We start from the raw sequence: 26,966 nt of genomic DNA on the forward strand, positions 1-26,966 counted from the left end.
TAAGTCGCACGACGACCGCCGCAGGTTGCTCACCGGCGAGCAGGAATTTCGAGAGCGATCTCGACGACAGCTGTCGAACTTACTCCTGCCCGGTGGAGCGCCTGGTGAAACCCCGTCGAGCCGAGGGGCCGGGGCCACCGGGCGGGACGAGGTGATCGAGCTCACCCGCCGGGGGCGGGGGCGATCGTCGATCACGTGGTCCATTGTCGAACAGGTGTTCGACGGAGGCAAGATCACGATCGGGTGATCATCGGGGGTTCAGCCGGATCGTGGCGCTCGCCCGCCGCATCTCCGTGCGCGCCTGCCGCGGCAGCACGTCCTCCAGGAACCCGTACTGGCGCAGGTCGTCGTCCAGGCGCCGCGACACCGTCCGCCACCAGGTGGAGATGTCCACCCACCCCGGCGCCGACAGCGACCCTCCGAAGTGCTGCACAGACAGCGCCGCGCAGAGGTTCGCGAACCGCACCCGGTGCGCCAGCGGCCACCCGGACAGCGTCCCCACCACGAACCCGGCGCCGAACACGTCGCCCGCCCCGGTCGAGTCGAGCGCGGCGACGTTCAGGCCGGGCACCTCGACGACCTCGCCGCTGGTCGAGTCGACCGCGACCGCTCCCCCGCCGCCCCTGGTCACCACCACCACGGGCACGTGCTCGGCCAGCGCGACGGCGGCGTCCCGCGCCGAGCCGCACCGCGTGTAGTGCCGGGCCTCGACCTCGTTGGGCAGGAACACGTCGTAGCCGTCCAGCCGGCGCAGCAGGTCGGGCGACCACGCCTCGGTCCGGTCCCACCCGATGTCGGCGAACAGCAGCGCGCCCCGCTCCCTGGCCAGCGACACCCACCGCTCGTCCTCCGCCCCGACGTGCACGAAGCACGCCCTGGTGCAGGGCGGCGGGTCCAGCAGCTCGTCACCCGACACGGGCGCCCGGTGGCCGTGGGTCACCATGGAGCGGTCGTGGTCCATCGCCATGGACACCGTGACCGGCGAGTGCCAGCCGTAGAAGCGGCGGCAGTAGGACAGGTCGACGCCCTCCTGGTCGGCCAGGACCTCCCAGCAGAAGTCGCCGTAGGCGTCCTCGCCGAACGCGGCCGACAGCGCCGTGCGCAGCCCGAGCCGGCTCAGCGCGACGGCGAGGTTGGCGATGCCGCCGGGGCACGAGCCCAGGCCCTCGGCCCACACCTCGGTGCCCGGCGCGGGCGGCCGGGGCAGACCGGTGAAGATGATGTCCAGGAACACCGTCCCGGACAGCAGCACGTCGAACTGGGGATCGGCGGGCGACGGCGGTGCCATCCCCCCACGATGCCAGGGCCGGTCAGCCCTCGACAGCGGCCGCGAACATCTCCCGCATCCGGGCCAGCGCGCGGTGCTGGGCGACGCGGACCGCGCCCGGCGTGGAGCCCACGGCCGCCGCGGTCTCCTCGGCCGACAGGCCCACCGCGACCCTCAGCACCAGGATCTCCCGCTGCCGGTCGGGCAGCCTGCGCAGCAGCTCGGTGACGTGGCCGATCATCTCGCCGTTCATGGCCCGCTGCTCGGGCCCGTCCTCCAGGGCGGGCGTGTCGGGCAGCTCGGGCACGACCTCCGACCGGCTGCGCACGGCCCGTCTTCGGGCGTCGGCGACCTTGTGCGCGGCGATCCCGTAGACGAAGGCCAGGAACGAGCCGGGCTCGTACTGGTACTTGCCCAGCGCCGCGACGACCGCCAGGCACACCTCCTGGGCGATGTCGTCGGCCGAGACGAGGGTGCGCTCCCGCGTGCCGACCCGCGCCCGGCAGTACCTCAGCACCAGCGGCTGGATGCGCTTGAGCAGCTGCTCGACCGCGCGCTGGTCGCCCAGCAGGGCGGCGTCCACCAGGTCTGCCAGCTCGGCCTCGGCGAGCCACCGGGCGGAGCGGTGGTCCGGGGCTCCCCCCGGCACCAGCCGGACCCCGGGACGGCCGGGCGCCCCCGCCGCGAACTCGACGTCAGCTCGCACGGATGCGTGATGCACCATCCGGCGACCTCCTCACGCTGCTCTGCCTCCCGGCCCACCCCGGCTCACTCATGAGGAGCACGCAGCACGGCCCCTGATACGGGATCCGGAAAAGCTGACCACGATCGACGACGGACCAGCGGGAAGAACACCCGTCCGAGGGAGGATATGAGCCGAACGGCCCAATGCCGACGGGGCGCTGGTTCATCCTGGTGAACCGTTCCGCGTCCGGGTCCCGCAATCGGGTCGGCGGTTCGGGGTGACCCCCGGGCCGGCGGAGCGGTCGGGGTCGCGGGCCAGAATGTCCGGCGCAGCGGCTGACCGGGCGAGGGATGGGGTCTGAATCCAGTGATCGAGCAGATCGGCGTGCCGACGGACGAGGGGATCTTCGACGCGATCGCGGCGGGCCCGGAGGACGGCCGCCCGGTGTTGTTCCTGCACGGCTTCCCGGAGGCGGCGATCGCCTGGGAGCACCAGGTCGCGGTGCTGGGCCGCGCGGGTTTCCGGGCGGTGGCGTTCGACCAGCGCGGCTACTCCCCCGGCGTGCGCCCCGAGCGGCCCGCCGAGTACGGGGTGGACGCGCTGGTCGGGGACGTGCTGGCGGTGGCGGGCTCGCTCGGCTGGTCGGCGTTCGACCTGGTCGGCCACGACTGGGGCGGCGCGGTGGCCTGGTGGACCGCGGCCGAGCACCCCGGGCGGGTGCGCAGGCTCGCCGTGGTGTCCACGCCGCACCCCGGCGCGCTCGCCGACGCGCTGCGCACCGACGAGGACCAGCACCTGCGCTCCGGGTACATGACCGAGTGGCGCAACAGCGGCACCGAGAAGCGGATGCTCGCCGACGACGCCGCGGCGCTGCGGGGGTTCTTCGAGTGGAGGGTGCCCCCGAGCCGGGTGGACGAGTACGTGCGGCGGCTGTCCGAGCCGGGCGCGCTGACCGGGGCGCTGAATTGGTACCGCGCGGGCCGGCCCGGCGGCAGGGCCGAGAAGGTGTCGGTGCCCACGATGTACGTGTGGAGCACCGAGGACGTGGCGTTCGGCTCGACCGCGGCGCTGGCCACCGGCGACTGGGTCACCGGGCCGTACCGGTTCGAGATGCTGGAGGACGTGTCGCACTGGGTGCCGGAGGAGGCGCCGGAGGTGCTCACCTCGCTTCTCCTGGAGCATCTGCGCTGACGGTTGAACCGCAGCCGGTCCCCCGCACGTGTTCCCGCGTATGACGGAGTTGACCTACTCGGAGCGCAGGGTCGCGACCCTGGCCGCGTTGGGCCACAGCAACCGGGCGATCGCGACGCGGTTGCACATCACCGTGAGCACGGTCGAACAGCACCTGACCAGGGTCTACCGCAAGCTGGCGGTGGCCGGCCGGAGCGAGCTGAGGGGGCACCGGGCCATAGTCTGACCCCGTGCGGGTCGCGGGGTTGGTGCTCGCCGCGGGCGCCGGGAGCCGGTTCGGCCGGCCCAAGGCGCTGGTGGCGCACCGCGGCGTGCGCTGGGTCGAGCACGCCGCGGCGGTGCTGGGCGACGCCGGGTGCGCGCCCGTGGTCGTGGTGCTCGGGGCGGCCGCGGCGACCGTGCGCGCCGAGACGTCCCTGGCGGGTCTCGTCGTGGTGGACAACCCCGGCTGGGCCACCGGCATGGGCTCCTCGCTGCGCGTCGGCCTGGCCGCGCTGACCGGCGTGGACGCGGTGGTGGTGCTGCCGGTGGACACGCCGGGCGTCACCGCGGCGGCCGTCGGGCGGTTAGTGGCGCTCGCGTCACCCGCGGTGCTGGCGCGCGCCTCCTACGCGGGGGCGCCGGGGCACCCCGTGCTGATCGGCGCGGACCACTGGCCGGGGGTGTCGGCGGCGGCCACCGGGGACGCGGGCGCGCGCGACTACCTGCGGGCGCACGGCGCGGTGGTGGTGCCGTGCGAGGACGTCGCCGACGGCGCGGACGTGGACCGGCCCGAGGACCTCGTGACCTGAAAAACCGGGTCCGCGCGGCGGTCGGTGTGCCATGGTCGGGTCATGACGCTGCTCAGGGGTGGGGCGCTCGCGGGCGTGGTCCTGCTGGCGGGTGTGGTGGCGGTGGGGTGCGCGGACCGGGGTCAGGGGGGCGCGGCGCCGCCGGCCGGGGTGGGGCTCGCCGCGGAACCGACCGCCGGGCCACCGACCGCCGGGCCACCGACCGCCGGGCCACCGGTCACCGGGCCACCGGCCGCACCGACCTCCGTCCCGCCGACCGGTCCCTGCCAGACCCGGTTCGAGGTCGCCGAGGCCGCACCGGCGACGACCGCGCCACCCCCGTCGACCGGCTCGGGGCGGCTCCCGGGTGACCTGCCGCCCAACCACGCGGACAACAACGCCTGGAAGCGCCGCGCGCCGCTGGCACCGGCCGCCCACGCGGAGGCGGTGGCCGTGGCCGAGGAGCTGCGGCCCGCGCTGGAGCGGCTGTGCGGGCAGGGCGACTTCGCGCGGGAGAGCGCGCTGCGCGTGCTCGAGGGCACGGGCCGCGCCACCGGGGAGGTGTACGCGCAGCCGTTCGAGCTGCCGGTCACCGGGACGGCACCGCCGGCCGGCGTCGTCTACGGCGTGCACCTGGGCGACCGGGCGTGCGTGATCGGGAGCCTGTCGCCCGGCCAGGTGATGATCAGGGTCGACGGCACCACCCGCGAGGGCAGCTGCCACGAGCCGTCGTCTCACTGACCCCGGGGTTCGGCCTCCGGGTGCACGACCGGCAGCGGGCCGGAGGTGATCCGGGGTCCGGGCAGGCCCGGGGACCACGGTTCGACCGGGTTCGCGGACAGGGCGACCTGGCTCACCGACAGGGCGTTCGCCTGGGCCACGGCCGCCGCCACGACCTCCCGGGCGCGCTGCTCGGCCTCGGCGAGGCGGCGCTGCGTCTCCTGCTCGGTCTCGTCGAGCAGCACCGCTTGCCGGCGCGCCACCTCCTCGGCCTGCCGCAGCATCTGCTCGCTGCGCTCCCGCGCGTCGCTCTCGAAGGCGTCCGCCTTCTGCCGGGCCACGTGCATCAGGTAGCGGATGCAGCCGGAGACGGCGTTGTCCTTGGAGTAGCCGGCGTGCAGCACCCGGTACTCGGCGAGTTCGCTGCGCGCGTCCTCCAGCTCGTGGGTCAGGTCGTCGGCGGTGGCCAGGGCGGCGTCCCGGTCCACCCGGAGCACCTCGACCTCCCGCCTCAGCCCGGCCAGCTCGGCGTCCACCTCCTGCCGGTCGTAGCCGCGCCAGCGGATGCGGAAGGCGCCGCGGAACTCGTCGATGTGCATGGCTGCCGCCCTTCATCAGACGGACCGGGGTCAGCCCCTGGCGAGCGCCACGAGGTCGTCCATGGTGCCGTTGAACACGTTCTGGTCGATCGGCGTGGAGCTGTGCTGCCAGATGGAGTGCACCGCCCAGCGGTGCGGCAGCGGCCCGATCTCGGCCGCGTACCGGGCGACCCACACGGGGTTGGTGGCGGTGAAGTCGCCGGCGCGGCCGGTGCACCCGTCCCACCACAGCGTGGAGGTGTAGATCATCGGCCAGCGGCCGGTGCGGAAGTGGTAGGTCTCGCTGAAGTCCCGGATCCAGGCGACCATCTCCTCCGGCGTGAGGCCGTAGCAGGTGTCCTCGCCGTACGGGTTGTACTCGATGTCCAGGGTGCCGGGCAGGGTGAGGCCGTCGGCGGACCAGCCGCCGCCCTGGTCGACGAAGAAATTGGCCTGCGCGACGCCGTCGGAGCGGTCCGGCAGCGCGAAGTGGTAGGCGCCGCGGACCATGCCGACGTCGTAGGAGCCGTTGTACTGCTGGTAGTAGTGGGGGTTGCGGTAGCCGGTGCCCTCGGTGGCCTTGACGTAGGCGAACCGCTTGCCCTGCTCCCACCAGTGCGGCCAGTCCACGTCGCCCTGGTGGCTGCTCACGTCGATGCCCGGGACGGTCGGCCCGGTGCCGCCCAGCTGGGACGCGTCGACGGGTTGCCCGGGTTCGTGCAGGGCGATCTGGGAACCCGCGGCGTGGTCGCCCTCCGCCGCCGTCCGCGTGCTCGCGGCGGGGTCGTCCACCGGCGCCGCGGTCACCCGGCTGTGCGGGGCCACCAGGCAGCCGAGCACGAGCGCGGCCGCGGTGGTCCGGGCCGCCCACGTCCGAGCCGCCCGCATCGGGGGCCGTGTCTGCGATTGCGCGGCCATTGATCATTCCTCCCCTGGGAAAGCACGACTCCTCCACCCCCGGCGCCGTTCCGCGACGTCGGGATCACTCCGGGAATCGGCTACCACCGGTCGAGGTCTTTGCAACATGAAAAGCACGCTGCCACTCTTCCGAATGACAGGAGGGCACTTTACTGGCACCCGTCGTGATCGTCATTGCCGGAGAGTGGCACTTTTTCTCACCCGATGGTGAACCGAGGGCATGGAGCGCTCCCGATGAGGGCACTCAGTACCCGGGTGACGCACGGAAGGTGAGGGACCATGGCCGCGAGCGAGGTCGACTGGGAGCCGTTCATCGAGTCGTTGCACGAGGCCGCGGGGCTGTGGGACCGCGTCCTGGCCTGCCGGGCGCGGCGGGCGGAGCTCGACGCCGTCGGCGACGAGCCGCCGCGGGTCGTGCCGATCACCCGGGACGAGGCCGAGCGCCTGATGCGCGCGGTGGCGTTCCTCGCCCGGCGGCTGAGCACGGCCGCGGAATGCGTGGTCTACGAAACCGCGGACACGCGCCTGGAACCGACCTCGGGCGACCCGGCGGCGCAGGCGGACGCGTTGTCGTTGACCGCGCTGCACGCCGCCGCCATGCGGCACGCCGCCGACCTGGCGAGTGCCGCGACCACCCGGTGCAACGCAGCGTAAAGCATTTCACCGCCGGGCGAGACACGTCCGGTTAAACACCGCTGCGCGATAGTGTGAACCTGCGTTCCCGGAGTTTTTCGAGGGCCGCCGCGGCCCACTTCCCCGGTATGCGTAGGGCTGATTGCGTCGCGAAACTCGCCGGCCTGTGCCTGGTGGCCGGCCTGCTGCTGGCCGGGCTCGCGCTGCCGGTCGTCGGCGCGGCGGGGCTGGTGTCCAACCGCGTGGGCGACCGGGTCGCGATGACCTCGGTCCAGCTGATCGACACCCCGCCGCCCCTGATGAGCACCATCACGGACAAGGACGGCCAACCGTTCGCGTACCTCTACGACCAGTACCGCGTGCTCACGCCGCCGGGCGAGGTCGCGCAGGTCATGAAGGACGCGCTGCTCTCCACCGAGGACCGGCGCTTCTACGAGCACAACGGCGTCGACTGGCTGGCCACCATCCGGGCCGCGATGCGCAACCAGTCCGACGGCTCCGTGTCCCAGGGCGCGTCCACGATCACGCAGCAGTACGTGAAGAACCACCTCGTGCACGTGCTGGAGCGCGACGACAAGGGCGGGCAGGTGAAGGCGCAGGAGCAGACCATCTCCCGCAAGCTGCGCGAGGCGCGGATCGCGATGCACGTCGAGTCGCAGCTGACCAAGGACGAGATCCTGACCCGCTACCTGGACGTCGTGCCGTTCGGCGGCACCATCTTCGGCATCGCGGCGGCGTCGCAGGCGTACTTCGACACCACGCCGAAGGCGCTGACCGTGCCGCAGGCCGCGATGCTCGCCGGGATGGTCAACAGCCCCACGTTCCTCGACCCGGAGGCCCGGCCGGACAAGGCGACCGAGCGGCGCAACATGGTCATCGACCTGATGGCCGCGAACAACAAGCTGTCCCCCGAGCAGGCCGAGGCGGCGAAGCGGGCACCGCTGGGCCTGGCCACCCCGGTGCGGCCGCTGCCCACCGGGTGCGTCGGCGCGGGCCCGGAGACCGGGTTCTTCTGCTCCTACGTGGTGAACTACCTGACCGCCAACGGCTTCGACCTGGACGACCTGAAGGCCGGCGGCTACCGGATCGAAACGACCCTCGACCGGACGCTCACGCAGCACGCCAAGCGGGCCGCCGAGGCCCAGGTGCCCAAGACCACGCCGGGCATCGCCAACACTGCGGCGGTGGTGAAGCCGGGTCGTGAGCGGCACGAGGTGGTGGCGCTGGTCGCCAGCCGCGACTACGGGTTGAAGAAGGAGGAGTTCCAGACCCAGTTCGACCTGCCGTCGGCGGTGGAGAACAAGTTCGGCGCCGGGTCGGTCTACAAGGTGTTCACCGCGGCGGCGGCGCTGGAGAGGGGCATCGGCATCGAGTCGATGATCGCGACGCCCAACTCGTACGTGTCCCGCGTGTTCCGCGGCGGTGCCGCGTCGTGCCCGTCGACCGGCGAGCAGGCGACGTACTGGTACTGCCTGTCCAACCACGACGACTCCTACGCGCCCCAGATGACGTTGAAGCAGGCGCTGGCGACGTCGCCGAACACCGGGTTCGTGATCCTGGAGGAGAAGGTCGGGCTGGACGCGGTGGTCGACATGGCGTCCCGGCTGGGGATGCGGGAGACGATGGCGACGAACATCGCCGGCGTCGCCCCCGACCCGTCGGCCGACCGCAAGGACCTCCAGGTGTCGCAGGCCGACTTCTACAAGTCGGCGGGCAACGCGTCGTTCACCCTGGGGCCCGCGCCCACGAGCACGCTGGAGCTGGCCAACGTGGCGGCCACCATCGCGTCGTCGGGCACCTGGTGCCGGCCCACGCCGATCCGGAAGGTCGTCGACCGCCACGGCGCGGAGGTCGCGGTGCGGGAGCCGCCGTGCGAGCAGGTGGTGGAGGAGGGGTTGGCGAACGCCCTGGTGGTCGGGTTGAGCGAGGACGACCAGGACCGCGGCACCGCTGCGGCGGCGGCCAAGCAGTACGACTGGAAGCGGCCGGCGCTGGGCAAGACGGGGACGACGGAGGAGTACAAGTCGGCGGCGTTCATCGGGGCGACGCTCGACTACGCGGGCGCGGTGCAGGTCTTCAACGACGGCATCACGCCGAGGGGCATCTGCGTCAACAGCGGGCCGCCGCGGTTGTGCGCGGAGGGTGACATCTACGGGGGGACGCTGCCCGCGCGGACGTGGTTCGAGTTCATGACGAAGGCGCACGAGAACCTGCCGGAGAAGCCCTTGCCGCCCGTGGAACCGCGGTACCGGCTACCGTGATGGGGGGCGCGGGTTGGGCTCGTGGGGATGGTTCGTCAGTTGCCTCACACGATCGGGTGATCATCGCCGGGAAATGTACGGAAACAGCGTTCCCGATCATCGGTTGAGCATGAGGAACCCCGCGAGCGACCACAGCCCCTCTCCCGACACGCCCGTCCGTGACGAACCCCTGGGCCCTTGGGGCTTGGGGAGCTGACCTGACCCCCGGCTTGGCCGGCACACCCGGTTGACGCGCGATTGGTTCACGCGCACCCGGTTGACGCACACTCGGTTCACGCGCACCCGACAGCGCGCGAGGGCACCGGCCACCCTCCGGACCCCGCGTCAGACGACGCGCACGTCCACCCCGGCGTCGCGCAGGCGGCCCAGTTCGTCCGCCGGCGCACCCACGTCGGTGACCAGCACGTCGATCGACGCCACCGGGCACACCCGGCCGAACGCGGTGCGCCCGAACTTCGAGCCGTCGATCGCCGCGACCACCCGCGCCGACGCCTCGATCGCCGCCCGCTTCACCGCGCCCTCGGCCAGGTCGTGGGCCGACACCCCGTTGCGGGCGCTCAGGCCGCAGCTGCCCAGGACCACGGTGTCGAAGCGCATCACCCGGAAGGCGTGCTCGGTCAGCGGGCCGGTGAACGCGAACTCGCCCGGCCGCACGTCGCCGCCGGGGAGGACGAGTCGCACGTGGTCGGCGCGCCGCAGGACGTCGGCCGCGTGCAGGGACAGCGGCAGCACGGTCATCCGGCGGTCCACGAGTTCGCGCGCGACCTCGACCGCGGTGCTGCCGCTGTCGAGCACGACCGTCTCGCCGTCGTCGAGGAGGCTCGCGACGGCCGCGGCGATGCGGCGCTTGGCGTCCAGCCGTTGGCGCGACCGGGCCGCGTAGGGCGTCTCCTCCCCCGTCAACATGCCGACCGCCGCGCCGCGCACGCGCCGCACCAGGCCGTCGCGTTCGAGCACGTCCAGGTCGCGCCGCACAGTCATCTCGGAGGTGCCGACCAGTTCCGCCAACGCGGCGACGGCCACCCTCTCGCCCCCGCGCAGGCGGTCCAAGATCGCCTCGTGCCGCCAGATGACGTCCATTGCGTTCGATTGAACACAGCGGCTGTTCGGTGGTCAACACCCTGGCGGGTGATGGGACGATCCGGTAGGACTGGCGGGCACATATTTGGTGTAGACCATTGGAGGCGACCGCATGGCGACCGAGACCGTCACCGGATCCGACTACGGGGACGTCGTGCGCAACCACCTGACCAGGGTGGAGCAGCAGAACGCGAGCGCGCTGGACGACGTGGCCGAACTCGTGCTGGCCGGCGTCCGCGCGGACGGCCTGGTGCTCGCGGCGGGTGCGGGCCACTCGCTCGCCGCGGTCGCCGAGACCTTCTACCGGGCGGGCGGCCTGGCGTGCGTGCGCCCGATCTACCACCCCGAGCTGCTGCCGATGCACGGCGCGGTGAGCAGCACGGCCGCCGAGCGGCGGTCCGGGTTGGCGGCCGAGGTGCTGCGGGACGCGGGGCTCGCTCATCACGACGTGTTGTTCGTCTTCTCCACCTCGGGGGTGAACCCCTACCCGGTCGAGCTGGCGATGCACGCCGCGAACGCCGGGTGCCCGGTGGTGGCGGTGACGTCGGTGGCCGCGAGCGCGCTGGCGCCGCGCCGGGCGGGCACGACGTTGGCGGAGAACGCGACGGTGGTGCTGGACAACCTCGTCCCGCCGGGTGACGCGACCTACCCGGTGGCCAACCCGGTCACCGCCGCCGTGTCCACGCTGGCCACGACGTTCCTGTGGAACCTGCTGATGGTGCGCCTGTTCGACAAGGCCGCGGAGTCCGGGGTGAGCCTGCCGCTGTGGCGCAGCGCGAACGTCGAGGGCGGCGACCAGGCCAACGCCGAGTTGCTGCGCAAGTACCAGACGCGGGTGCCCCAGCTCGGGTAGGTCGTCCACGAATCCTGCACCCCGCGGAGTCGGTGCCGGAGCGTGTCGAGGTCGGAGCGTGTCGAAGCCGGCAGCGGGCAGGGTGACGTGCCGTTCCGCACGGCGTTGGTGGTGGGTGGCGGGTCGTCGGGGGCGCCGTTCCCGAGCGGGCCCTAGACCGGGGCGGGCGCTTCGTCGAACTGGGTGCGGTAGAGGTCGGCGTAGCGCCCCTCGGCGTTGAGGAGTTCGGTGTGGGTGCCGCGTTCGACGATGCGCCCGTCCTCGACGACCAGGATCTGGTCGGCCGCGCGGATGGTGGACAGGCGGTGGGCGATGACGAGCGCGGTGCGGCCGGCGAGGGCTTCGGTGAGGGCGGCCTGCACGGCGACTTCGGACTCAGAGTCCAGGTGGGCGGTGGCCTCGTCCAGGATCACGACCCGCGGTTGGGCGAGCAGCAGGCGGGCGATGGTGAGGCGTTGGCGTTCGCCGCCGGAGAGGCGGTAGCCGCGTTCTCCCACGATCGTGTCGAGCCCGTCGGGCAGGGATTCGACGAGGTGGTCGAGGCGGGCGCGGCGCAGGGCGTCGTGGAGTTCCTCCTCGGTCGCCTCGGGGCGCGGGTAGGAGAGGTTGGCGCGGATGGTGTCGTGGAAGAGGTGGCCGTCCTGGGTGACGACGCCGACGGTCCGGCGGATCGAGTCGGCGGACAGGTCTCGTACATCCACATCGGACAGTCGAACGGCGCCACCTTCGACGTCGTAGAGCCGGGGTAGGAGCGAGGCGATGGTGGACTTGCCCGCGCCCGACGGTCCGACGAGCGCGATCAGCTGGCCCGGTTCCGCGCGGAAGGTGACACCGTGGAGGACCTCCTCGCCACCCCTCGAGTCCAATGTGGACACGTTTTCCAGGGAGGCGAGGGAGACCTTGTCGGCCGAGGGGTAGGCGAAGCGCACGTCGTCGAACTCGACGCGGACGGGACCTTCCGGGACCTGGCGGGCGTCGTCCCTGTCGGTGATCATCGGTCGAAGGTCGAGCACCTCGAAGACGCGCTCGAAGGAGACCAGCGCGGTCATCACGTCGACCCGGGCGTTGGCCAGGGCGGTCAGGGGTGTGTAGAGGCGGGTCAGGAGCAGGGCCAGCGAGACCACGGTGCCCGCGGCGAGGTGGCCGGTCAGGGCGAGGTAGCCGCCGAGGCCGTAGACGAGGGCCTGGGCGAGCGCGGACACCAGGGTCAGGCCGGTCATGAACCAGCGGGTGGCCATGGCGGTGCGGACGCCGATGTCCCGGACGCGGGCGGCTTGGGCGGCGAACTCGTCGACCTCGGCGCGGGGGTGGCCGAAGAGCTTGACGAGCGTTGCGCCGGGGGCGGAGAACCGCTCGGTCATCTGGGTGGTCATGCCCGCGTTGAGGGTCGCGGCCTCGCGTTGCAGGTCCGCCATCCGGGTGCCCATGCGGCGGGCCGGCAGCACGAACACGGGCAGCAGGAGCAGTGCCAACGCCGTGACCTGCCAGGAGAGGGTGAACATCACGCCGAGTGAGAGGCCCAGCTGGATGACGTTGGTGACCACGCCCGACAGGGTCGAGGTGAACGCCCGCTGCGCGCCGATCACGTCGTTGTTCAGGCGGCTGACCAGCGCGCCGGTCCGGGTGCGGGTGAAGAACGCGACCGGCATCCGCTGGACGTGCTCGAACACCGCGCGGCGCAGGTCGTAGATCAACCCTTCCCCGATGCGCGCCGACTGCCACCGCTCGACCAGCCCGAGGCCCGCGTCCACGATCGCGATGCCGGCGATCACCACCGCCAGCCACACCACGATCGACACGTCGCGGTCGTCGACGATCGCGTTGACGACCTGCCCGGCGAGCACCGGGGTGCTCACGGCCAGGACCGCCGACACGACCGTGAGCAGCAGGAACAACACCAGTTTCGCCCGGTGCGGGCGGGCGAAGCTCAGCACTCGGCGGAACGTGCCGGGTCGCACCCCCGAGGGGGCGTCCGCGGTCCGCATCGCGCTGCGCATCAAGGCCCAGGAACCATCCACGACAGGGAGGAACGCCGGCGGGGTTCGGGAGCTTCCCGGATCTCCCGCGCGGGTGCGGGCCGGCGTGTTCGGCGGGGTCGTCGGCGGGGTCGGGTGCCTGTCGTGGGTCGGCCCTCAGCTGGAGTGGGCGGAGGGACGGGTGGTGACCGGGGGGCGGACGGTGGTGGTGCGGGATGTGGTGGCGCTGCGAGGTGTGGTGACGCTGCGGGATGTGGTGGTGGTGGTGGTGTGGAGGGCGGTGGCTGCGGGGACGGTGAACGGGGGCAGCGGGTGGTGCGTGGTGAACGGGGGAAGTGCGGCGGAGTGGGGTCGGGTGATGGGCGGGACGGGTGGGGTTGGCGGGGCGGGTGGTTTCGGCTTCTCGATTTCTCTTAACCGATGACCGGAACGCTGTTTTCGTACATTTTCGGGCGGTGATCACCCGATCGTGTGGCCCCGGCTCGCCATAAGCCCAGGTCAGTCCCCTGCGCCGGCCAGGGCCGACAGTTCCGCGAGCCTTCGCAGCTGGGCGGTGCGCTCGGCCAGCAACTGCTCCTGCTCCGTGGCGCCGTCGGCGGCCGAGGACAGGAGGGCCAGGGTTTCGCGCACCGCGCCCGGCAGTGGGCGGAGGACCTGGGCGGTCAGGTCGTCGACCGCCGCGTCCAGGTCGGGTCCCGGCACGACGTTGTTCACCAGGCCGATGCGCAGCGCCTCCTCGGCGTCGACCCGGCGTCCGGTGAGGCAGATCTCCGCCGCCCGGGAGTAGCCGACCAGGCGCACCAGCGGGAGGGTGCCGCCGAGGTCGGGGACCAGACCGAGGGAGGTTTCGGCCATGCTGAAGCGGGCGTCGTCGGCGGCTACGCGGAAGTCGCACGCCAGGGCCAGTTGGAAGCCGGCGCCGATGGCGTGCCCCCGCACCGCGGCGATCGTCACCCGGGCCGGGTCGCGCAGCCAGCGGAAGCCCTCTTGGAACTCGGCGATCAGCGCGGCGCCGGCCTCTGGGCCTCGCGCGGTGATCTCCGCGAGGCCCGGCTCGCCCTCCACCCGCTCACCGCTGAACATGCGCCGGTCGAGCCCTGCCGAGAAGGCACGACCGGAACCCCGGACGACCACCACGCGGACGTCCGGGTCCAGCTGTTCGCCGATCGTCCGCAACGCCACCCAGGTGGACGGCGTCTGTGCGTTGAGCACATCGGGACGGTCGAGGGTGATCGTCGCGCGCGCCCCGTCGACCTCGAACCGCACGCGTGCGCGTTCCAGCAGGTCGGCGTCGATGGCGGTCGGTGCCGACATGCGTGAACCTCCGGTGTCGGGCGGCGCCGTCTCTCCTCGGCGCCTCGGGTTACCGGAGGGTAGCTTACTTCTTCTTCGTCCGGGTGGCGCCACCGCGACCGCGCAGCTGCACACCGGATTCGCTGAGCACCCGGTGCACGAAGCCGTAGGAGCGCCCGGTCGACTCGGCCAACGCCCGGATGCTCGCGCCCTTTTCGTACTTCTTCTTCAGGTCAGCGGCCAGCTTGTCCCGCGTGGCGCCGGTGATCCGGGCGCCCTTCTTCAGGTCAGCCACCTTGTCCCGCCTTCCGTAGACAGCAGGTCGGGCCTTCGTAAGCCCCTGTCGTCGCAATGATCGAACACGAAGACCAAGAACGCCAGGTGATCAAGCGAAATGATCTGCGAGCGGTCGTTCGACCACGGTGAGTCGATCACCACTCACTTTACGGGTTTGAGACGCGGAAACCCTTGCCCTCACGCCAACTGCACGAGTTCGAGGTACTCCTGGGACCAGTGGTCCTCGGTTCCGTCGGGCAGCAGGATCACCCGCTCGGGCTCAAGGGCTTCGACGGCCCCCGGGTCGTGGGTGACGAGCACGACCGCGCCCTCGTAGCGGCGCAGCGCGTCGAGCACCTGCTCGCGGCTGGCCGGGTCGAGGTTGTTGGTCGGCTCGTCGAGCAGCAGCACGTTGGCCGCGCTCGACACGAGGCCCGCGAGCGCGAGCCGGGTCTTCTCGCCGCCGGAGAGGGTGCCCGCGAGCTGGTCGAGCTGCTCGCCGCTGAACAGGAACGTGCCCAGCAGCGACCGCAGCTGCTGTTCGGGCACGTCGGGCGCCGCGTGGCGGATGTTCTGCCACACGCTGGCCTGGTGGTCGAGCGTCTCGTGCTCCTGCGCGAAGTAGCCGAGCTTGAGCCCGTGGCCCTTGAGCACCTCGCCGCTGTCGGGGCGCTCCCTGGAGCCGATCAGCCGCAGCAGGGTGGTCTTGCCGGCGCCGTTGAGGCCCAGGATCACCACGCGCGAGCCGCGGTCGATGGCGAGGTCGACGCCGGTGAAGACCTCCAGCGAACCGTAGGACTTGCTGAGGTTCTCGGCGGTCAGCGGCGTCTTGCCGCACGGCGCGGGCTGCGGGAAGCGGATCTTGGCGACCTTGTCGGCCTGGCGGGTCTCCTCCAGGCCGGACAGCAGCTTCTCGGCGCGGCGGGCCATGTTCTGCGCGGCGACGGCCTTGGTGGCCTTGGCGCGCATCTTGTCGGCCTGCGCCATGAGCGCGCCGGCCTTCTTCTCGGCGTTGGCGCGTTCGCGGCGGCGGCGCTTCTCGTCGGAGGCGCGGGCTTCGAGGTACTTCTTCCAGCCCATGTTGTAGAGGTCGACCTCGCCGCGGGTGGCGTCGAGGAACCACACCTTGTTGACCACCTCGTCGAGCAGCTCGACGTCGTGGCTGATCACGACGAGGCCGCCGTCGTGGGACTTGAGGAACCCGCGCAGCCACGCGATGGAGTCGGCGTCGAGGTGGTTGGTGGGCTCGTCGATGAGCAGGATGGTGCTGGACTTGCCGCCCACGCCGGCCTCGGAGGCGGCGAACAGGATGCGGGCCAGTTCGACGCGGCGGCGCTGACCGCCGGACAGGGTGCGCAGCGGCTGGGCGAGCACGCGGTCGGCGAGGCCGAGGTTGGAGCAGATGCGGGCGGCCTCGCTCTCGGCGGCGTAACCGCCGAGGGCGGCGAACCGCTCCTCCAGTCGGCCGTACTTGCGCACGGCTTCCTGGAGCGCGGCGTCGTCGGCCAGCTCCGCCATGGCGGTCTGGAGCTTCTCCATGTCGCGCAGCAGCTGGTCCAGGCCGCGGGCGGAGAGCACGCGGTCCTTGGCGACGACCGAGAGGTCGCCCTCGCGCGGGTCCTGGGGCAGGTAGCCCAGCTCGCCGGTGCGGCGCACCTCGCCCGCGTAGGGCTGGCCCTCGCCGGCGAGGACGCGCAGCGAGGTGGTCTTGCCGGCGCCGTTGCGGCCGACCAGGCCGATGCGGTCGCCGGGCTGGACCCGCAGGGTGGCGTCGGACAGCAGGATGCGCGAACCGGCGCGCAGCTCGAGATCGGTTGCGGTGATCACTCGTCAGAACTCCGGGTGTGTGGTCGTGCGAGGACAACGGCGCAGCTCGCGCGCTACCTACTCGATCAAGACGACCACCCCACCAGTCTACGGGGTGAGCGCCACCGCGTTTCCACGGTGTGGGCAGGCGCATAGATTGCGGCCATGACTTCGGACTTCACGGGCAAGGTCGCCCTGGTCACGGGCGCGAGCCGGGGCATCGGCCTCGGGATCGCGCTGGAACTGCTCACGCGGGGCGCGTCGGTGGCGATCACCGGCCGCAAACCGGAGGCGCTGGCCACCGCGGCGACCGGGTTGGCCGAGACCTCGGGCGCGTCACCGGACCGCGTGCTGGCGGTGACGGGCAACGCGGGCGACGCCGACGACCGGGCGAAGGCCGTGCGGCTGGTGGTGGAGCGGTTCGGTCGGCTGGACGTGCTGGTGAACAACACCGGCATCAACCCCGTGTTCGGTCCCCTGGTGGACGCCGACCTGGACGCGGTGCGGAAGATCTTCGACACGAACGTGGTGGCGGCCCTCGGGTTCGTGCAGCTGGCGTGGCACGCGTGGATGCGGGAGCACGGCGGGGCGGTGGTGAACATCGCGTCGGTGGGCGGCCTGCGGTCGACCGGGGTGATCGCGGCCTACGGCGCGAGCAAGGCGGCGCTGATCCGGCTGACCGAGGAGCTGGCGTGGCAGCTGGGGCCGGGGGTGCGGGTGAACGCGGTGGCGCCGGCGGTGGTGAAGACGCGGTTCGCCGAGGCCCTCTACACGGGGCGAGAGGAGGACGCGGCGGCCGCCTACCCGATGAAGCGGCTCGGGACGCCGGAGGACGTGGCGCGGCTGGTGGCGTTCCTGGCCTCGGACGCGGCGGAGTGGATCACCGGGGAGACGGTGCGGGTGGACGGCGGGCTGCTCGCCACCGGCACGCTCGGGTAGCGGTTCCGCGCCGGGCGCGGGACCGGCGCGGGGTGGGACCGGCGCGGAGGTCGGGTTGTGGGGGCGCGGCTGCTTGGTATGGCTGCGGGCGGGGTGGTCGGCTCAGGTGTGGTGGCGGGCGGCGGTGGCCGGTTCGGCGCGGTTGGCCACGCGGGCCGCCGGGCGCGTCTTGCCGCCGCCCGGGCCGGCCAGGGCGAGCAGGCGGGTTCGCGGGGTGGCCGGGGCGGTGAACATCGCCTATGACGTGGGGGCCGGCGCGTCGAGTAGACCGCGGTGGAGAGAAGTCGGCCGGCGAGTGGTGGCGGGCGGTCGTGTCCGTCGCCTCCGGGCCGGGTGGTGCGGCGGCGGTGTCCGGGACGGGGCTGGCGATCCGGGGCTGGCAGCGCACCGGCAGGCCGGTCGTGAAGGTGGGAGGCCGCCTGGCGGTCGAGTCGTGTGGTGGGTGCCGGTAACGCCCACGGCGCTGGCCGAGGAGGGGTGCATGGGCTGGACAGGATGCGCTGCCGGATCGGTCAGGCAGACGGCCGGCCCGGTAGGCGGGCGAGCAGGTAGGCAGGCGGGTAGGCGGGTAGGTAGGCGGACCGGCAGGTGGGCAGCGCGGCCGGGCGATGGTGAGTAGGGCGGTGGCAGGCCGGGGCGGTTGGGTAGGCCCTAGCCGGCGGTTGGGGCGGTGGCGGAGACCTCGATGAGGGTGGTCGTGGAGGTGGTGCGCGGGGTCGGGGTTTCGGTGGTGGTTGTCGGGTGGGGGCCGGCGGTGGCAGGTCGTGTGGCGGTGGGCGGGGTGGTGGTCGGGGGCGTGGTGGTGGCCGGTGGGGTGCCGAGGGGTGGGGCTCCTTCCGTTGTCGTCGGTGAGGTCTCGATGCTCGGCGGTGGTGAGGTGGCCGGCGAGGTGGCCGGGTGGGTGGTGTTCGAGGCGGGCGGATCGGCGGGGGTGTTGTGGTTCGGGTCGGGGGTCTGGTTGAGGGCGAAGGCGACCACCACCGCCACCAGCGCCGTGGTGCCGGTGCCCGTCGCGGCCACGGCGGCGGTGCGGCGGCGGCGTTTGACCCGGGTGCCCCGGTGGACGATGTCGAGGGCGCCGAACGTGCGTGGCAGGGGCTCGACGTTCAGCTCCTCGAACGTCTTCTTCAGCTCGTCCTCAAGCACCGCGCGACACCTCCCACAGCGAGCCGAACTCCGGTCCCAGCCTCTGCCTCAACGCCTTGAGCCCCCGGTTGGCGTTGCTCTTCACCGTGCCGACCGAGCAACCGAGGGCGGCGGCCGTCTCCTCCACGCCCAGGTCGTGCCAGTAGCGCAGCACCAGCGTCGCCCGCTGCTTCGAGGGCACCGCCGCCAGGGCCTGCCACACCACCAGCCTGTCCTCGCTCAGCACCCCCGCCGACGGCACCTCCGGCGGGAGGTCGGTGAGCTTCTCCCGTTTCCAGCGCACCCGGCGGCGCTCGGCCAGGAAGGTGCGCACCACGATCTGCCTGAGGTAGGCGTCCAGACCGTCGCGGTGTGCCATCTTCGGCCCCGCCAGGTAGAGCTTGAGGAACGCGGACTGCACCAGGTCTTCGGCCTCGTGGTGGTTGCCGCACAACAGGAACGCGGTGAAGCGCATCGAGTCGGCGCACCGGTCGAAGTGTCGGGTGAACTCCGCGTCCCAGCTCACGTGCTCAGCGCCCCGCGGCCGGCGGTTCCGTCGTGGGTGGCAGGGGCCGCGTGGAGGTGGGACGCGGGTGGGGAGGCGTCGTCTGCACCGGCGCCGCGGTCGTGGTCGGGCGCGGTGAGGTGGTGGCGGTGGGGCGCGGCGAGGTCTCGATCGGCTGCGGCGCGGTGGTCGTCGGACGCGGCGAGGTCGGGTATGGCGTGGTCGGGTACGGCGCCGTGGTGGTCGGGTGCAGCGTCGTGGGGGCCGGCGAGGTCTCGACCGGGTTCGGCGAGGTGGTGGTCGGACGCGGCGAGGTGGGCACCTCGGTCACGGTGACCGGCACGCTGGTGGTCGTCGGCACCGGCCGGGGGTCCGGACCGGAACCGAACGCCAGGGCGGGCACGGCCACCGCGAGGCCACCCACCACGACGGCTCCGACCGCCAGCACGAGTCGTTTGCGCGGCACAGCTGCTCCTCGGGTCTGCGGGGCACCGGGGGTGGTGCCCTCTGCACCCTTATGAATGCGGTGGGGCGGGCTGGGGGTTGTCACGAGTTTCGGGTGGTTCCCGGACGACGACCTCGACCGCCCTGGCCCGCACCGCCGCCTCGTCCAGCACGGCCCGCCGGGGCTCGGGCACGTCCAGCACCCTCGGCGACGCCAGGGCGAACACCTCGGCCAGCCGGCGGTCGGCGCGCAGCGCGTCCAGGGCCTGCCGGTCGCCGCCGAGGACCACCGCGTCCAGCTCGGCCACCCGCGGCGCCAGGACCCGGGCGGCGTCGTCGGCCGCGGCGTGCAGGGCGACCCTCGCCTGGCCCTCCCGGCGCCGCGCGAACCGCTGTTGCGACCACCCGCCGGCTTTGTTGCGGCCGTGCACCTGGTGACTGTCCGTGGTCGACACCAGGACCCGGCCGTCGAGCGCCACGCCGATGCTGTGCCCGCCGAGCCGCACGAGGAGCAGGCCGAGGCGGCGCGGGGTGAGGGCGTTGGTCAGCAGCGGGTCGAGGACCAGACCCTCGAACACCCGGCCGGAGGAGGAAGAAGAGGAAGAGGAGGACCGGTGGGTGGACGGCGGGTCCGAGGAGGACGGGGTAGAGGAGGACCGGGCGGAGGAGGACCGGGCGGAGGGCGGACCGGAGGGCTCGGCGGGAAGCGGGCCCGCGGGGAGTGGCCCTGAGAAGAGCGGGCCGGCGGAGAGCAGGCGGTAGTTGGAGGCATCGGTGGAGGACCGGCGGCTGAGAGGTGGGTCAGAGGGAGGCGAACCACCGGGTGACCTTCGATCGGGCTCACCCTCGGGGGTGAACCTGCCGAAGGCCGCCGACACCGAGGCCGTAGTGCCGTCGACCGCCGTCACCAGGAACTCGTGCTCGGTCACCGCCGTCGTCGCCACCCCGCCGTGGAGGCCGGCGAACCGCTCGAACCACCTGGTCAGCCGCTCGGGCTCGACCTCGACCGCACGCCCGCCGCCGGAGACCGGCCGCACCCGGCTCATGCCGGCGCGACCGCGACCCACACGGGCAGCGGGTGCCCGCACTCCGCCGGCGAGAGCCGCTGGACCGCCGCGAACCCGGCCGCGTCCAGCTCGGCCGAGATCCGCTCCGACGACAGCACCCGGTGCCGGGTGGACACGGTGTTCGCCACCTGCCACGACCCCTCGGCGCGCACCAGCCGCACGACCTCCAGGGCGTAGGACTCGCCGTCGGGCGACCAGTCCCACAGCTGGACGGTCACCTGCCGCTCCCCGCCCCGCCCGGTCACCTTCGGCGGCGGCGCGGTGGGCCGCAGCCGGCCGAGCTTGTCCAGCTCGGGCACCGCCGCCACGAACAGCCCTCCCGGCCGCAGCGCCTGCCTGGCCAGCAGCAACGCCGGCGACAGGGCGTTCTCGTGCGCCAGCCGGGGCAGCAGGTCGTCGCTCGCGCGGACCACGTCGACCGGCGGCCCGCCGTGGTGGCGGGCGACGTCCAGCAGGTCGAGCACCGAGTCCGGGTCGGCGCCGAGCACGGCGGCGGCGATTCCCGCCAGGGGGTCCTCCGGCAGGGGCACGAGGTCCTGGGCGGCGGTCACCGGGGACACAGTAGGGGCAACCGATCGCGGGTCGCCAACACGCGCGGGACCCGCACCGGCCGCTCACTCGGCCGAAGGGATTTCCACCACATCGGCGGACACCCGTTGCACAATGTTACCGACGGGTTTACAAAGGATGGAGCAGGAGCAGTCACCACTTGACAGAACGATGTCCACCCCGGTGAACTCGTAACCCGTTCGGCCCAATCATTGACTCCGCTCGGAAGGCACCAACGCCCTGCGTTGGCGGGTAGGGTCACTGGGGCGTGATCTCATGACAGCGGGGAGTCACAATGACCAACGCTGCCGGTAGACCCAACCTGTCCGTCGACGAACTCGACCCGGCGGGCCACGGCAGTCTTGCGCAGCTTCTCACCACCGGGCCCTTCCCGGAGGCGTTGAGGGCCGCCATCAAGGCCAGCAGACTGAGCCTGGACCGGATCCAGCACCGGCTCGCCCTGCGCGGGGTCACGATCAGCGTCGCCACGCTGAGCTACTGGCAGTCCGGTCGTCGCCGTCCCGAGCGACCGGAGTCGCTGGAGGCGCTGCGCCACCTGGAGACCGTGCTGGGCGTGCCCCAGGCGGGCCTGTCGGCGCTCCTGGGTCCACCGCGCCCGCGCGGCAGGCGGTCGCGACCGACGACGATGATGCCGATCGACGCCCTGTGGGAGCGCCGCGAGCGGGTGGCGAACCTGCTCACGAAGGTGGACACCACCTCGGACGTGAAGCTGGGCCGCATCAGCCAGCACGACCGCATCGAGATCGCCGCGGACGGCGGTCAGCGGTCGGTGTGGGTGCGGCAGATCCTGCGCGCCGAGCAGGACGGCCCGGACCGCTGGGCGCTGGTGTTCGAGACCGAGGAGTCCGACGTGCTGCCGCAGGTGGTGAACCTGCGCAACTGCCACCTCGGGCGGGTCGTCCAGGACGGCGAGGCCAACATCATGGCCGCGGAGATGATGTTCGACCGGCCGCTGAGCCGCGGCGAGACGATCATCATGGAGTACGAGCTGCTGTTCGCGGAGGGTCACTACCCGGCGGGGAAGAACACCTTCGCCCGCAAGTTCCGGCTGCCGGTGCGGGAGTACGTGATCGAGGTGCGGTTCGACCCGTCGTACCTGCCGGCGCGGTGCCAGCAGTACAGCGTGCCCGCCGGGGACGACACCCCGTCGCGGCGCCGCAACCTGGCCCTGGACGGCGCGGGCGGCGTGCACGCGGTGGCGCTCGGTTTCGGGCCCGGCGTGTTCGGCATCCGCTGGGAGTGGCCGAAGTAACAGGCGTTAAGAAGAAGGGCCCCGGGACGAGTCCCGGGGCCCTTCCCTTTGCTCAGATGTAACCGTTGATCTTCAGCGAGACCGCGCGGATCGAGCCGCGGTCGGCCGCCGCCGTGTCGACGACCTTGAACGTCCAGGTGCCGTCCGCCGGCTGCTCCAGCAGCGCGCCCAGCGGCGTGGTCGGCCTCCAGGTGCCGGTGAACGGCGCGTTCGCGCTGGTCACCGTGGAGAACGCCCGCGCGGCCGAGTCGTCGAACACGACCTGGCACAGGTTCGAGCCGGTCGCGCCGTTGCGCTGGAACACCGTCGCGCTGACACCGCTGGGCGCCGTCAGCGTGCCGACCAGGTCACCCACGAACGTGTGGTCGATGCCCACCGTGGTGGAACCGTCCATGTTCGGCGTGCACTGGGTGCCGTCGATGGACAGCGCGACCTTGGACGCGCTGCCCACGCCCGTGACCTCGATGGGCACGGTCGCGCCCAGCGGGCTGTTGTCCGGGATGGCCAGCACCGGGCCGGTGTAGGAGAAGGTCTTCACGTCGCGCGACGGCTCGCCCACGTTGAGCGTGAACGAGGCGGTCGTGGGCGACGTCGACCCGGAGTAGGTCACCCGGGCGTCCAGCTTGATCGCCGAGCCGACCCGGACCCCGGACGGGACGCTCACCTTGAAGGTGTTGGTCACCGTCTGGCCGACCTCGATGTTGCCGTAGTGCTTCGAGCGCGGCGCGATCGTCACGCCCGCGGTGGGCGTGGTGAGCACCAGGCTCGTGGAGGCCGCCGTGCCGTCACCGTTGTTGGTCACCGGGACGGTGACCGTCGAGGTGGTGCCCGGCTTCAGGTACTGGCTGCCGTCCGAGTCGTTGACCACGCTCGGGCGCTGCGCCCTGGCCAGCGGCTGCGGCGAGGCACCGGTGTAGGCCAGCGCCAGGTCGGCCCGGACGATGCCGGCGCCGGTGCGGTTGTCCACCCCGGCCTCGGCGATGTCGACCGCGGTGGCGGTCAGCGCCTCCCGCACCTCGGCCGGGGACAGGCCGGGGTTGCCGGACAGGATCAGGCCCGCGATGGCCGCCGCGTTCGGCGCGGCCGCCGAGGTGCCGAAGAACGGGTCGAACCCGGGCACGCTGGTCGACACGCCGTCCGCCGCGGTGAGGTCGGGCTTCTGCCTGACCTCGGGGGCGGCGCTGCCGTCGGGCGCGAAGAACACGCGCCGCGGGCCGTCCGAGGTGAACCGCTCGGGCTTCTGGGAGCCGTCGAAGGCGCCCGGGAACGGGCCGCGCGGGTTGGCCGGGTCGCCCGGCTCCAGGTCGAACGGCAGCGGGTCGGCCGCCGGGGCGGCGGCGACGCTGATCGCGCCCTTGGCCGCCGAGTGGCCGCGGGTCACGCCGGGGGTGGCGAAGCCCTTGGCGCCGGTCGAGTCCTTGAAGCGGCCGCCGAGCGCGGACAGCGACAGGTACTGGTCCTCACCGCGGAACTTGACCACGGCCAGCCGCAGGCCCGCGGAGCTCGCGGGCGTGTTGAGCCGCTCGTAGGGGTCCTGGGTACCGTCCTGCACGCCCTGGCTGAACGCCACCACGCTGCCCTGGGCGTTGACCAGGTACAGGTCGTAGTCGTTGAACGACGAGCCCAGCGGGTCGGACCAGAACAGCGTGACCGGCACGTTGCCGGAGCTCTCCGACAGCGGGTTGACCACCTGCTTGGCGCCCGGGTCCGGGTTGAAGTCGTGGGCCGTGCCCGCGAACTTGCCGATGCCGACGCCGGAGTCGACGAACTGCCCCTCCCAGTGGCCGGAGGTGCGGTCGGCGACGTTGCCCTCGTTGCCCGCGGAGGAGAAGAACAGCGCGCCGTCCGCGGCGACCGCGTCCACCGCGCGGGCGATGACGCCGTCCTGGAACGGCGACTCGTTGAAGTAGAGCACGTCGTCGACGATGACGTCGCAGCCCAGCTCGAAGCGCAGGCCGCGGATGTTGTCGGCGAAGCTGGCGTCACCGTTGAACGCGGTGGCGAAGCCCAGGCTGGCGTTGGGGGCGATGTCGTGGAGGATCTCCAGCATCGCGGTGCCCTCGTCGCCGGAGCCCTCCTGGCCGGGCAGCACCTCGACGTTCGCGGGCAGCTCGCCCGACGCCTGCGAGGCGGCCAGGGAGTCGATGCCGTCGGACAGCGCGCACAGCTTCACGCCGGTGCCGGTGACCCGGAACTCGTCACGCGCCGTGTCGGCCGCGTGCGCCCGGTCACCCTCTCCGGTGGTGGCCGCCGCGCTCACCGAGGCCAGCGCCTCACGGGTGCGCGCCTCGACGTCCCGCGCCTTGTCCTCCTTGGCGGGGGCCTGGGCGGTGTTCTTGGGGTCCTGCTTGTGGAAGGTCTTGGCCTCGACGGCGGTCTCGACCCGGCGCACGTCGCCGCGGCCGGAGAGCCGGGTGAGGGAGCCGAGGGGGACCTGGGCGCGGACGGTCCGGCCCTCGACCGAGACCGCGCGGACGCCGCCACCCGCGGCGAGGACGGCGTTGATCAGGTCGTCGCTGACCTTGTGGGCGCGGATGTCCACCAGGACGGTGTTCCCGCTCTGGACCTTCACCCCGGTCTGCACGGCCGGGACGCGGTTCAGCGCGCCGGCGTTGGCGCGGCGGCGCTGCTCCACCACGAGCGCGCTGTCCAGCTTGGACTCCGCCCCGGAGAGCGACCGCTTGATCTCCTGGAGCGCGGCGATCTGCGCGGCGGTCCGGTCCTCGACGCCCTGGGACGCCCTGGCCGGATCGGCGCCGGCGGGTGACACGACGCCCAGGGTCAGCAGCGCGGCGGCGCCGGCTGCGATCAAGGCGGTTCTTCGAGACCGGCGTAGCTGTGAACGCACAGGCGTCTCCCCCACGTTGAGCGTGCCCCCGACGCACGCGACCTGCGATCGGGTGTCCCCGATCGAGGGGTCAACGTATTGCGCACGCCCAAGTACCGTCTGCCACCGTTTGGCCTACTTGCGACGTGGAATATCCATCACATTTCACAGTACAAAAGCATCCGTCCACAGCTGTCCGGTCCGCCCGGACAACCCGTCGAGCAGCGCGGCGGCCTGGTTGTCGGTGAGGGAGGCGACGAAGTCGACCACCGCCCGGCCACGCGCCAGCGTCCGCACCGCGTCCGGCCCCGACGGCGCGTCCCCGGTGGCCCCCACCAGCACGGCCGGGTCCGTCCGGGCGATCCTGGCGTACTCCGCGCCGGCCAGCTCCACCAGGTCGTGCAGGCGGCGCGGCAGCCGGTTCGCCTCGTGCCGGTCGGTGGCCCACTGCTCCAGCGCCTCCACCAGCGCCGTCAGCAGCCGCGCCTGGCCGCGCTGGTGCAGCGCCAGGTCCGGGCGCAGCAGCACGAACCGGCGGTGCACGAACTTCAGCACCTGCACCTCGTGCCACTGCGGCACGGCCAGCACCACGTGCCCCGAACGGGTGGTCGGCTCCTCGATCACCCCGACCGCGTCCACCAGGCGGCGCGTCCACCGCGCGGAGAACCCGGCGACCGCCTGCTCGGCCTCCACCGACCCGTCGAACGGGATCGCCAGCAGGCCGTCCACCAGCTCGGCCCGCACCTTCGCCACGGCCTGCGCGAACGCGTCGTCGTCCACCGTCCACGAGTCCTTGGCGTGCAGGCGGCGGCGCAGCTCCTCCAGCGACCGGCCGGGGCGGCGCTGCTGGGCGGCCAGCTCGGCCGCCGACAGGCCCGCCAGCTCGACCGCGTGGCCCAGCCACGAGTTCAGCTCCGCCGACACCGTGGCGTGCTGGAGCACACCCACCCGGTAGAAGTCCTCCACGTCGTGGATCGCGTAGGCGATGTCGTCCGCGGTGTCCATCACCGACGCCTCGACCGTCTGCTGCCACGGCTCCAGCCGGCCCCCGTAGAAGGCCCGCGCCTGGACGACGTCCTCCAGCTCGGTGACGTAGGCGGAGAACTTCGCGGAGCCGGTGCCCGGCGCGTCGGGCGGCTCGGCGGCGCCGCGCGGCGGCTCCGGCAGCTCGCGCGGGTGCGGCGTCGGGTGGGACAGCCGGGTCCACGGGTACTTCAGCATCGCCGCCCGCACCGCGACCGTCAGGTCCAGCCCCACCGCCGACGGGCCCCGCACGTCCGTGGTGGTGACGATGCGGAACGACTGGGCGTTGCCCTCGAACCCGTCGGCCAGGCCGAACCGGTGCCGGGCCAGGCGGTCGAGCACCTGCTCGCCCAGGTGCCCGAACGGCGGGTGCCCCAGGTCGTGCCCGAGGGCCGCGGCCTCCACCACGTCCGGGTCGCAGCCGCCGAGCTTGTCGAGCAGGTTCGCCACCTCGGGGCGGGTGTTGAGGCGCTCGGCGATCGCGCGGGCCGCCTGGGCGACCTTCAGGCTGTGGGTGAGGCGGTTGTGCACCAGCAGACCGGAGCCCGTGGAGCTGACGACCTGCGTGACGCCGCCCAGGCGCGAGAAGAACGGCGAGCCGGCCACCCGGTCCCGGTCCACGCGGAACGGGCTGGTGGCGAGATCGGCCTGGACTGCGGTGTCACCGCCGGAGCGGCGCTGGGCTCGGGGGTCCTCGCTGTGCATGGGGGAAACCTAGCTGCCGCGTCGGCGGGGTGCCGGGGCGGTGCTGCCGTCGCTGTGTTGCAGCTCGGTGGTGTTGAACGCAAAAAGCCCTCAGGGGCACCCGTATCACGGGTGCCCCTGAGGGAAAGAATGTTCGGCGGCGTCCTACTCTCCCACACCCTCACGAGTGCAGTACCATCGGCGCTGGAAGGCTTAACTACCG

25 protein-coding genes and 1 pseudogene are annotated in these 26,966 nt (G+C 72.7%); 9 read left to right on the top strand and 17 right to left on the bottom strand.

The annotated features are described in order from the left end of the window. Positions 1-247: 247 nt before the first annotated feature. Together Q5530_RS02450 and shbA are read right to left on the bottom strand one after the other, a co-directional pair. A complete protein-coding gene (locus Q5530_RS02450; RefSeq protein ID WP_415360412.1) occupies positions 248-1,288 on the bottom strand; it encodes a carbohydrate kinase family protein in 1,041 nt (346 codons plus the stop codon). A gap of 22 nt (positions 1,289-1,310) precedes the next feature. Beyond that, positions 1,311-1,991, bottom strand: coding sequence for an RNA polymerase sigma factor ShbA (gene shbA, locus Q5530_RS02455; protein ID WP_380633428.1), 681 nt, complete (start codon positions 1,989-1,991; stop codon positions 1,311-1,313). 327 nt (positions 1,992-2,318) lie between these two features. Between shbA and Q5530_RS02460 the strand changes: the two genes are divergently transcribed. From Q5530_RS02460 to Q5530_RS02475, 4 genes are read left to right on the top strand one after another with little or no spacing between them, the layout of a single operon-like run. Further along, positions 2,319-3,143 (top strand): alpha/beta fold hydrolase, encoded by an 825-nt coding sequence (locus Q5530_RS02460; protein ID WP_415360413.1) that lies wholly within the window; start codon positions 2,319-2,321, stop codon positions 3,141-3,143. A gap of 40 nt (positions 3,144-3,183) precedes the next feature. Then, complete coding sequence (locus Q5530_RS02465; RefSeq protein ID WP_380633424.1) at positions 3,184-3,369, top strand: response regulator transcription factor; 186 nt, start codon at positions 3,184-3,186, stop codon at positions 3,367-3,369. A 4-nt stretch (positions 3,370-3,373) separates the two neighbouring features. After that, positions 3,374-3,934: a nucleotidyltransferase family protein gene (locus tag Q5530_RS02470; RefSeq protein WP_415360414.1), complete on the top strand. Its 561-nt coding sequence runs from the start codon at positions 3,374-3,376 to the stop codon at positions 3,932-3,934. 42 nt (positions 3,935-3,976) lie between these two features. Continuing rightward, the gene (locus Q5530_RS02475) at positions 3,977-4,654 is read left to right on the top strand and encodes a hypothetical protein (protein WP_415360415.1); all 678 of its coding nucleotides are present in this window, start codon (positions 3,977-3,979) and stop codon (positions 4,652-4,654) included. On the opposite strand, the gene Q5530_RS02480 is transcribed toward Q5530_RS02475, so the two are convergent. Together Q5530_RS02480 and Q5530_RS02485 are read right to left on the bottom strand one after the other, a co-directional pair. Then, a complete protein-coding gene (locus Q5530_RS02480; protein WP_415360416.1) occupies positions 4,648-5,232 on the bottom strand; it encodes a DivIVA domain-containing protein in 585 nt (194 codons plus the stop codon). The genes Q5530_RS02475 and Q5530_RS02480 overlap by 7 nt on opposite strands. Positions 5,233-5,262: 30 nt before the next feature. Then, entirely contained in the window at positions 5,263-6,099 is an 837-nt protein-coding gene (locus Q5530_RS02485; protein WP_415360417.1) for a lysozyme, read from the bottom strand. Between the two features lie 309 nt (positions 6,100-6,408). Between Q5530_RS02485 and Q5530_RS02490 the strand changes: the two genes are divergently transcribed. Further along, on the top strand, positions 6,409-6,783 hold the full coding sequence (locus Q5530_RS02490) for a hypothetical protein (protein WP_415360419.1): 375 nt from the start codon (positions 6,409-6,411) through the stop codon (positions 6,781-6,783). 107 nt (positions 6,784-6,890) lie between these two features. Then, on the top strand, positions 6,891-9,023 hold the full coding sequence (locus tag Q5530_RS02495) for a transglycosylase domain-containing protein (protein WP_415360420.1): 2,133 nt from the start codon (positions 6,891-6,893) through the stop codon (positions 9,021-9,023). A gap of 324 nt (positions 9,024-9,347) precedes the next feature. Here the strand turns inward: Q5530_RS02495 and Q5530_RS02500 are convergent, their stop codons facing one another. Beyond that, complete coding sequence (locus Q5530_RS02500) at positions 9,348-10,103, bottom strand: DeoR/GlpR family DNA-binding transcription regulator (protein WP_415360422.1); 756 nt, start codon at positions 10,101-10,103, stop codon at positions 9,348-9,350. 112 nt (positions 10,104-10,215) lie between these two features. Between Q5530_RS02500 and Q5530_RS02505 the strand changes: the two genes are divergently transcribed. Then, entirely contained in the window at positions 10,216-10,956 is a 741-nt protein-coding gene (locus Q5530_RS02505; RefSeq protein ID WP_380633410.1) for an SIS domain-containing protein, read from the top strand. Between the two features lie 152 nt (positions 10,957-11,108). Here Q5530_RS02505 and Q5530_RS02510 read toward each other — a convergent pair whose 3' ends face one another. From Q5530_RS02510 to Q5530_RS02525, 4 genes are all read right to left on the bottom strand, one after another. Further along, on the bottom strand, positions 11,109-12,974 hold the full coding sequence (locus Q5530_RS02510; protein WP_415360423.1) for an ABC transporter ATP-binding protein: 1,866 nt from the start codon (positions 12,972-12,974) through the stop codon (positions 11,109-11,111). Positions 12,975-13,430: 456 nt separating this feature from the next. Next, positions 13,431-14,246: an enoyl-CoA hydratase/isomerase family protein gene (locus Q5530_RS02515; RefSeq protein ID WP_415360424.1), complete on the bottom strand. Its 816-nt coding sequence runs from the start codon at positions 14,244-14,246 to the stop codon at positions 13,431-13,433. Positions 14,247-14,310: 64 nt separating this feature from the next. Beyond that, complete coding sequence (locus Q5530_RS02520; protein ID WP_015103570.1) at positions 14,311-14,520, bottom strand: helix-turn-helix domain-containing protein; 210 nt, start codon at positions 14,518-14,520, stop codon at positions 14,311-14,313. A gap of 179 nt (positions 14,521-14,699) precedes the next feature. Continuing rightward, positions 14,700-16,328, bottom strand: a complete 1,629-nt coding sequence (locus Q5530_RS02525) for an ABC-F family ATP-binding cassette domain-containing protein (protein WP_380633404.1) — start codon at positions 16,326-16,328, stop codon at positions 14,700-14,702. A gap of 144 nt (positions 16,329-16,472) precedes the next feature. Here Q5530_RS02525 and Q5530_RS02530 point away from each other — a divergent pair, with 144 nt between their 5' ends. Next, the gene (locus tag Q5530_RS02530; RefSeq protein ID WP_415360426.1) at positions 16,473-17,246 is read left to right on the top strand and encodes an SDR family oxidoreductase; all 774 of its coding nucleotides are present in this window, start codon (positions 16,473-16,475) and stop codon (positions 17,244-17,246) included. 102 nt (positions 17,247-17,348) lie between these two features. Here Q5530_RS02530 and Q5530_RS02535 read toward each other — a convergent pair whose 3' ends face one another. From Q5530_RS02535 to Q5530_RS02560, 6 genes and pseudogenes are all read right to left on the bottom strand, one after another. Beyond that, entirely contained in the window at positions 17,349-17,480 is a 132-nt protein-coding gene (locus Q5530_RS02535) for a hypothetical protein (RefSeq protein ID WP_415360428.1), read from the bottom strand. Between the two features lie 417 nt (positions 17,481-17,897). Continuing rightward, a complete protein-coding gene (locus tag Q5530_RS02540) occupies positions 17,898-18,392 on the bottom strand; it encodes a hypothetical protein (protein WP_415360429.1) in 495 nt (164 codons plus the stop codon). Then, positions 18,385-18,897, bottom strand: coding sequence for a SigE family RNA polymerase sigma factor (locus Q5530_RS02545; RefSeq protein WP_380633396.1), 513 nt, complete (start codon positions 18,895-18,897; stop codon positions 18,385-18,387). The genes Q5530_RS02540 and Q5530_RS02545 overlap by 8 nt, the downstream gene beginning before the upstream one ends. A gap of 4 nt (positions 18,898-18,901) precedes the next feature. Beyond that, positions 18,902-19,342, bottom strand: coding sequence for a hypothetical protein (locus tag Q5530_RS02550; protein WP_415360431.1), 441 nt, complete (start codon positions 19,340-19,342; stop codon positions 18,902-18,904). A gap of 49 nt (positions 19,343-19,391) precedes the next feature. After that, a pseudogene (locus tag Q5530_RS02555) lies at positions 19,392-19,880 on the bottom strand (acVLRF1 family peptidyl-tRNA hydrolase); the annotation flags it as partial. A 482-nt stretch (positions 19,881-20,362) separates the two neighbouring features. Next, positions 20,363-20,938: a hypothetical protein gene (locus Q5530_RS02560; RefSeq protein ID WP_415360433.1), complete on the bottom strand. Its 576-nt coding sequence runs from the start codon at positions 20,936-20,938 to the stop codon at positions 20,363-20,365. Between the two features lie 293 nt (positions 20,939-21,231). Between Q5530_RS02560 and Q5530_RS02565 the strand changes: the two genes are divergently transcribed. Continuing rightward, the gene (locus tag Q5530_RS02565) at positions 21,232-22,209 is read left to right on the top strand and encodes a hypothetical protein (RefSeq protein WP_380633389.1); all 978 of its coding nucleotides are present in this window, start codon (positions 21,232-21,234) and stop codon (positions 22,207-22,209) included. A gap of 52 nt (positions 22,210-22,261) precedes the next feature. On the opposite strand, the gene Q5530_RS02570 is transcribed toward Q5530_RS02565, so the two are convergent. After that, positions 22,262-25,021 (bottom strand): S8 family serine peptidase, encoded by a 2,760-nt coding sequence (locus Q5530_RS02570; protein ID WP_415360435.1) that lies wholly within the window; start codon positions 25,019-25,021, stop codon positions 22,262-22,264. Between the two features lie 180 nt (positions 25,022-25,201). Continuing rightward, complete coding sequence (locus Q5530_RS02575) at positions 25,202-26,764, bottom strand: deoxyguanosinetriphosphate triphosphohydrolase family protein (protein WP_415360436.1); 1,563 nt, start codon at positions 26,762-26,764, stop codon at positions 25,202-25,204. Between the last annotated feature and the right edge of the window lie 202 nt (positions 26,765-26,966).

The organism is Saccharothrix sp. BKS2 (assembly GCF_047689505.1).
GTDB classification, from domain to species: Bacteria; Actinomycetota; Actinomycetes; order Mycobacteriales; family Pseudonocardiaceae; genus Actinosynnema; species Actinosynnema lopnurensis.